The sequence below is a fragment of the Mycobacterium bulgaricum genome, from assembly GCF_041287165.2.
GTDB classification, from domain to species: domain Bacteria; phylum Actinomycetota; class Actinomycetes; order Mycobacteriales; family Mycobacteriaceae; genus Mycobacterium; species Mycobacterium bulgaricum.
This window is the reverse complement of record NZ_JBGGKV020000004.1, coordinates 432,318-438,743: the sequence shown is the minus strand read 5'-3', so window position 1 is coordinate 438,743 and position 6,426 is coordinate 432,318. Positions and strand designations below refer to the sequence as shown.

The window sequence follows — 6,426 nt, the reverse complement described above, 5'->3', positions numbered from 1 at the left end:
ACGGCGCCATCGGCTAGCGCCGGTACGGCGCCATCGGCTAGCGCCGGTACGGCGCCATCGGCTAGCGCCGGTACGGCGCCATCGGCTAGCGCCGGTACGGCGCGCTGTGCTTACTTCAGTGTCTGGCCGGCATCGAGCGGTAGAGCGACACCCGTGACGTAGCGGCCCGCGGGCCCGCACAGGTAGACCATCGCGTCGCTGACGTCGCCTGGCTCCATCATGGGTAGCTGCAACAGCGGCTGCTGGGCGGTGCTGAACGACGGATGCTGGCCGGCCCAGTCCGCCATGGCCTGGTTGAGGACCATCGGCGTCGCGACGCCGCCGGGGTGCACCGAGTTGACCCGGATGTTCTTCTCCGCCAGCGACCGGGCGAAGTGCCGCATCAGACCGACAACGCCATGCTTGGCCGCGGTGTAGCCTGCCGCGCCGTGGTTCATCGTCCCGAATTCTGTACTGACCGAGGTGAATCCGGCCGCGGAGCTGGTGATGACGATGGCGGCGCCTTCGGGATTCCGCAGCAGCGCGGGCAGGGCGGCGTCGATGGTGAAGTAGACGCCGTTGAGCATCACGCCGACGGCGTCGGTGAACGCGGAGATGCCGCGGCCCTGCTCGCCCGCGGCGGGCAGGATGCCGGCGTTCGCGAGGACGAAGTCCAGGCGGCCGAACGCCTGCACTCCGTTGGCGACCGCCTCGGCAAGGCGGTCGCGATCGCGGACGTCGCCTCGTTCGACCACGATCCGGCGGCCGGTCTTCTCGACAAGGCGTGCGGTCTCGTCGAGATCCTCGGGCGTGGCCATCGGGTACGCGACCGAGTCGAGTTGCTCGCACAGGTCGTAGGCGATGACGTCGGCGCCCTCTTCGGCGAACCGGACGGCGTGGGCCCGCCCCTGCCCGCGCGCAGCGCCGGTGACCAGCACGACCTTGCCCTCGAAGATGCCTCGCGGACCCTGACCTGTCATGACGGGCCAGCCTACTGGGACATGTGTCCCGGCTCTACGCCAGCGCGTAGTAGAGCTGTGTCAGAATCGTGTCGGAAGTACCGCCCGCTCATCCCGACCCAGAGGAGCCAGCCGTGGCAAGCACCGAGGTGGAACGACGCACCGGCGTGGATGTCGAGGAGGTGCCGTCCGCAGAGTGGGGTTGGTCGACCGGCAGTGTCCGCGGTTACCAGATCGGCGGCCTGCTGGCCGCGGCGTTCCTGCTCCTGATGATGCACGGCAACCATACGGGCAGGGTCGAGGATCTGTTCCTCATCGGATTCGCCCTCTTCGTGCTGGGCTTCGTCGCCCGTAGCTTTTACACGACACGCAACCGCGACACCCGCTAGCGGCGGGTCACACCGCGTAGAGGCGGCGGAACGACCCGCCGCGTACCCGGTACAGCGACTCGACGGCTTCTGCGACGCCTTCGACCTGCGCAGCACGCAACGCCGACGCCTTGTACGCCCTCGCCGCTGTGCTGGGCGCATGGGGTACGGGTTCCAGACCCTGCTCGATCTCGGCGTGCGAGGGCCGGCCCCACACCGTGACCGTGCCGTAGCCCCGTGCCGCGAGGCGGGCGAGAGCCTGCCGGGCAGTCACGTTCTCCGTCAGGAGGTCGGCGCCGACCGCGAGCGGGGTGCCCGGCGTAAGCCCGGCGATCACCGAGGCCGGTTCGTCGACGGCCTCGTGCGTGCGGATGCCGAGGATGTTCAGTGGCCGCGCGTCCCCGGCCACAGACAGGGCCACCGCGACATCCCAGCCCTCCCGGACCCGGTCGCACAGGTAGCCGCCTGCCGACACCACCAGTGCGTCCACGGTCGATGAGACGACGACGATGCGGCAGTGGTTCCCAGGTGCGCTTCCGGCGCCGCTGCCGGACCGATGAGATCGCCGTGGCACCATCTAGCGTCCCGCAACGGGCACCAGGTCGGCGCCGTCGGGCGGGTACCACAGCGCGGTGCTGACGAATTCTTCGGTGGGCGGCCAGGCGACCGATCCCCCGGGCGCCCGCATCGCGCCGGCCTTGAAGGCGCGCGCCGCGGTGCTGAGCCGGTGCCGCACGGCGTCGAACCGTCCGTCGGATCCGAACAGAGCCGACTCGCCCCACACGGTGACCTCGATATGGCCCGCGTCGACGACGCCCAGCACCGCCCGCCTGAGTTCGTCGTCGCGGCGTAGGACCCGGGCGTCCACCGCGATGGCCGCTGCGGGGTGTTCCAGCGCGTCGGTGGCCGATTCGGTCGGCTCGGTGTGGACGCCGAGGATGGTCAGCGCTCGCACGTCGGATCCCGGCGGCACGAGGACGGTGACCTGCCAGCCCGCCCGGACCCGGTCGCACAGCCAGCCTCCGGCCGCTGCGACCGTTCCGTCGACGTCGGCGGCGATCACCGTGAGGTCGTAGGAACGCAGGACCTCTCTGGAGGTCCGCACGCCGGTCCCCCTGCGTGGATCCGCCCTGAGGTCGTCCGCCTCGAACATCGTCATCGCGCCACCCTTCGGCGCGTCACGTCGCGCCGTTGACAGCGTGACACTATGGAACCGATCTGTAAAGTATCGATCGGGTTTCGAACGCGAAGCAGTACGCGTCACCGGAACGCGAAATTGCGCTCCGACAACGGGTTTAACGAATCAGAGAGCGGGGGCGGTGGGCATCGCCAGCTCGACGGGTGTCAACTCCCCCGTCAGCCCGGCGGCTCGGCGAATCTCGGTGAACGCCGCGATGAGGGCATCGGTGGCCTCGTGGGGATCTTTCAGGGTGCGGTCGTCGGTGAGCACGGAGATCGAGAGTTGGTCGACGTAGCTCCACACCGTGATGTTCATGCCGCTGCCCGCGACGATCGGCCCGACCGAGTAGATCTCGTTGATGACGGCGCCCTCGAATCGTCCCCGCTCCCGCGGGCCCGGAACGTTGGACACCGTCAAGTTCATGACCATCGCCGATTCAACGCGGCGAGCCTGCGTCCGGAAGACCCGCGGCGCCGTGCCGGGCGGCAGGTATGTCAGCCAGGACGGCAGCAGGTTGGGACCGAGGAGGTTGTGGTTCTCCTTGGCGATCGCCGTTGACGTCGCGGTGAGCTTCACCCGTTCCAGCGGGTCCGCGATGTGGACGGGCAAAGATGGTGTCATATAGGTGAATTCGTTGCCGGCGAGGCGGTCCGGGGACGTGTTGACGCTGACCGGGACGCCGGCGATCAGCGGCGAGTTCGCCGCGCCGTCATAGCGCAACTGCAGCTCGCGCAGCGCTCCCGCAGCCGTGGCGAGGACGATGTCGTTGAGCGTGACGCCCAGATGCCTGGCGGTCTCCTTGACGTCCGCCAACGCCAGCGGTGCCGTCGCGAACCGGCGCCCGGGGCTGACCACGTGGTTGATGAAGCTCGGGGGCGGAGCGAAGTTGCGTGCGAGGTCTGGATGCCTCCCGCGCTCCTTGGCCTTCTTGCGCACCCGTGACACCCCCGAGGCGGTCTCGTTCATCAGCGTGGGCAGTCGACGGAGCTGGCGTAGGTGATCTCGTCCTGCGCCCCTGAGAAGGTTCCCCGGCGCCATCGAATCGGCATGGACCTCGTCCATCTGGCCACCGACCTCCGGCTGGTGGGGCTGGATGGCCCTCGCCAGCTGGTTCGCCGACGCCATGCCGTCGGCGAGGACGTGATGGACCTTGTGGATCACTGCGATCTTGTTGTCCGCCAGGCCATCTGCGATGTACATCTCCCACAGCGGGTAGTTTCGGTCCAGCGGCGTGCCGGCGATCTCACCGATCAACTGGTCGAGTTCACGGCGCCCGCCCGGAGCGGCGACACGAGCCTGGCGCAGGTGGTAGTCGACATCGATCTCGGCGTTCTGCACCCACATCGGATGATGGAACTTGAGCGGGATGTCCACCAGCTGGTAGCGCAGCGGAGCCAGCGCATGAAGGCGCGGGAGCGCGATCTTGCGGAACAGGTCGAAATCGAACCCCCCGACGTCCGAGACGTCCAGAACCCCGATCTTGAGGGTGTGCATGTGAATCTCGGGCGTTTCGCTGTAGAGCATCATGGCGTCGACGCCGTTGAGTCGTCTCACCCGCCACCCCCGTTCGTCGTCGACACGCGAAGTGTCATACCCATTCCACCGGATTTCGCCAACCACGAGACGGCGAAACGAGGGAACTGACAATTCTTGTTAGCAGAAGTCCGACCGGCAGGCGGTACGGCGCACATTGGCTCTCATGACATTTCGCCGATGATTTGTAAACTCTGATGCAAGTCACGAACAGCAACAGCAACCGAAAGAGCAGGGCGCGATGAGTCGCAGGAGAATCGTTGCCGCCGGGCGGCTTCGATGAGCCTGGTCGCGGGGAGTGGACCGCTGAGCCGCGATCGCGCGGGACGGCTGAGTCCGCCCGCAGAGGGTGACCTGGTGTACATCGAGCCGCATCCGCGTCGCGTGCAAGCCGTCCTCGCCGGCCGGACCGTGATCGACACCGAGCGGGCGCTGATGGTGCACCGCCGCGGCGAGCCGTTGAGCTATGCGTTCGCCGCCGACGAGGTCGGCGATCTTCCCAGCAAACAGGTTCCCGAGGCACCCGGTTTCGTCGTGGTGCCCTGGAGGGCCGTCGACACCTGGTTCGAGGAGGGCCGGCGCCTGGTCCACTATCCGCCCAACCCGTATCACCGGGTGGACTGCCGCCCCACCCATCGCGGTCTGCGCGTGACGGCCGCCGGAGAAACGCTGGTGGACACCGTGGAGACGGTCATCCTGTTCGAGACGGCGCTGCGCCCACGGCTCTACGTGTCCCCCTCCCTCGTACGCACCGACCTGCTCCGCCGCTCGGAGACGTCCACCTATTGCAACTACAAGGGTTCCGCGACGTACTGGGATGTCATTGTGGGCGGCATTCGTATCGACGACGCGGCATGGAGCTACGACGACCCCCTGCCCGAGAGCCTTCCGATCGCGGCACTGCTCAGTTTCGACGAGACCAAGGTGGAGGTGCTCGCCGAACTCCCGGATTCCGCCTCGTACGACGATTGCGGATGTGACCTGTGAGCGCGTCAGGGCACGATCGCCGCGGCGTCGTCGATCTGACGGCGTTGCCGGGAGAGGCATTCTGGGCCAAGCTTCTCTCCTATGGCCCGTTGGTTCGCCCTGAAGCCCGCCGACGCCGGCTTCTTCACGTCCGCGCCGCACGTCTTCCGCTACGTGAAGCACTTTGACGCGACTCCCGAGCAGGTGTGGGTGTCCCTGCAGTCCGACGAGTCGCTCGCCGCGTGGGGCAAGACCGTCGGATCGCTCACGTGGACGTCTCCTCGCCCGTTCGGCGTGGGCACCACCCGGGAGGTGGGCACCGGCCCTGCCCTGGTGCGTGAACAGTTCTTCGAATGGACCGAAGGCAGCGGGTACTCCTTCTTCGCCACCGAGGCCAACCTGCCGCTGTTCCGCCGCTTCGCCGAGGACTATCGGATCGAACCCGAGGGCACTGGAACGCGATTCACGTGGCTGGTGGCCATCGAACCGGTCGGTCCGCTGAAGCTGCCGTTCACAGTTCTCGCGCCTGCGCTCAAAGCCGGTTTCGGCCGTGCGGCCGCCGACGGACAGAGGTACTTCGCCACCCGATAGGGTCGGCACCTGATGACAGGTGTCAAACACAGTTGGATCGCGCGGCTGCTGCAGTTCGAACGGGACGGCGACGTCTTCGTCACGACCCCGCCGCCGGAAGGTCCGGGACCGAGACTGTTCGGCGGTCTTATCGCGGCCCAGTCGCTGGGAGCCGCCGGTGCCACGGTCGAGCCCGGCAAGCTGCCGCAGTCGCTTCACCTGTACTTCGTGCGGGGCGGACGGTACGGCGTCGACGTGGAGCTGCACGTGGGGCGCACCCGGGACGGTCGTTCGTTCGACACCCGTCGAGTCACTGCAATCCAGCAGGGGGCGGTCATCCTGGAGATGATCGCATCGTTCCACGCCGCCGAGCCGGGCGCCGACGAGTACCCGACGCCGACCCCGTCGCTTGAGCTGGCCGAGGCTCGGCTGAAAGATCCCGACTTCGGGTATGCGTCGCGGTTTCAGATCCGCACACGCCCCGAAGACGACTCGGTGTTCGCCGTGCCGCCGTTCTGGATCCGCACTCGCGAGGAGATCGAGGACGACCCCCTCGTCCGTGCGTGCACACTGACCTTCATGTCCGACTTCGGGCCCGTGCCGGTGGCGCGGCCGAGTGGTGTCCCGCTGGAGGAGGGCGAGGGTTCGGCGTATGCGGCCAGCCTCGACCACTCGGTGTGGTTCCACCGCCCGTTCGTCCCCCACGACTGGCATCGCTATGAGGTCCACCCGCTCAACGTCGGAGACTCTCGCGGCCTGGTGCACGGATCGCTCTATGACGCGGGAGGCACGCTGATCGCCACGACGACGCAGGAAGCGTTGTGGCGTTGTCCGTGATTGCGAGCCGATGACAGCGCGGCTTCGGTAGGTT

8 protein-coding genes are annotated in these 6,426 nt (G+C 67.7%); 4 read left to right on the top strand and 4 right to left on the bottom strand.

The window, feature by feature from the left end:
• Positions 1-110: 110 nt before the first annotated feature.
• Positions 111-959: a mycofactocin-coupled SDR family oxidoreductase gene (locus ACAG24_RS15275; RefSeq protein ID WP_370473054.1), complete on the bottom strand. Its 849-nt coding sequence runs from the start codon at positions 957-959 to the stop codon at positions 111-113.
• Positions 960-1,072: 113 nt separating this feature from the next.
• Between ACAG24_RS15275 and ACAG24_RS15270 the strand changes: the two genes are divergently transcribed.
• Positions 1,073-1,327 carry a DUF2631 domain-containing protein gene (locus ACAG24_RS15270; protein WP_370473053.1) on the top strand — a complete coding sequence of 85 codons (255 nt, stop codon included), beginning with the start codon at positions 1,073-1,075 and terminating at the stop codon, positions 1,325-1,327.
• A 7-nt stretch (positions 1,328-1,334) separates the two neighbouring features.
• Here the strand turns inward: ACAG24_RS15270 and ACAG24_RS15265 are convergent, their stop codons facing one another.
• The 3 genes from ACAG24_RS15265 to ACAG24_RS15255 form a co-directional block, all read right to left on the bottom strand.
• Entirely contained in the window at positions 1,335-1,796 is a 462-nt protein-coding gene (locus ACAG24_RS15265; RefSeq protein ID WP_370473052.1) for a hypothetical protein, read from the bottom strand.
• 87 nt (positions 1,797-1,883) lie between these two features.
• A complete protein-coding gene (locus ACAG24_RS15260; protein WP_370473051.1) occupies positions 1,884-2,465 on the bottom strand; it encodes a hypothetical protein in 582 nt (193 codons plus the stop codon).
• A 144-nt stretch (positions 2,466-2,609) separates the two neighbouring features.
• Positions 2,610-4,040 carry a WS/DGAT/MGAT family O-acyltransferase gene (locus tag ACAG24_RS15255; RefSeq protein WP_370473050.1) on the bottom strand — a complete coding sequence of 477 codons (1,431 nt, stop codon included), beginning with the start codon at positions 4,038-4,040 and terminating at the stop codon, positions 2,610-2,612.
• A gap of 258 nt (positions 4,041-4,298) precedes the next feature.
• Here ACAG24_RS15255 and ACAG24_RS15250 point away from each other — a divergent pair, with 258 nt between their 5' ends.
• The 3 genes from ACAG24_RS15250 to ACAG24_RS15240 all read left to right on the top strand — a co-directional run bounded on the left by ACAG24_RS15250 (position 4,299) and on the right by ACAG24_RS15240 (position 6,392).
• On the top strand, positions 4,299-5,006 hold the full coding sequence (locus ACAG24_RS15250; protein ID WP_370473049.1) for a DUF427 domain-containing protein: 708 nt from the start codon (positions 4,299-4,301) through the stop codon (positions 5,004-5,006).
• Positions 5,007-5,087: 81 nt separating this feature from the next.
• Positions 5,088-5,576: an SRPBCC family protein gene (locus tag ACAG24_RS15245; RefSeq protein WP_370473048.1), complete on the top strand. Its 489-nt coding sequence runs from the start codon at positions 5,088-5,090 to the stop codon at positions 5,574-5,576.
• Between the two features lie 12 nt (positions 5,577-5,588).
• Positions 5,589-6,392, top strand: coding sequence for an acyl-CoA thioesterase (locus ACAG24_RS15240; protein WP_370473047.1), 804 nt, complete (start codon positions 5,589-5,591; stop codon positions 6,390-6,392).
• The last annotated feature ends 34 nt before the right edge of the window (positions 6,393-6,426 follow it).

What these genes read in the sequence shown, in the direction of transcription:
- ACAG24_RS15275 (WP_370473054.1), bottom strand. Translation starts at nt 959, where the DNA reads ATGACAGGTCAGGGTCCGCGAGGCATCTTCGAGGGCAAGGTCGTGCTG.
- ACAG24_RS15250 (WP_370473049.1), top strand. Translation starts at nt 4,299, where the DNA reads ATGAGCCTGGTCGCGGGGAGTGGACCGCTGAGCCGCGATCGCGCGGGA.
- ACAG24_RS15240 (WP_370473047.1), top strand. Translation starts at nt 5,589, where the DNA reads ATGACAGGTGTCAAACACAGTTGGATCGCGCGGCTGCTGCAGTTCGAA.
- ACAG24_RS15260 (WP_370473051.1), bottom strand. Translation starts at nt 2,465, where the DNA reads ATGACGATGTTCGAGGCGGACGACCTCAGGGCGGATCCACGCAGGGGG.
- ACAG24_RS15245 (WP_370473048.1), top strand. Translation starts at nt 5,088, where the DNA reads ATGGCCCGTTGGTTCGCCCTGAAGCCCGCCGACGCCGGCTTCTTCACG.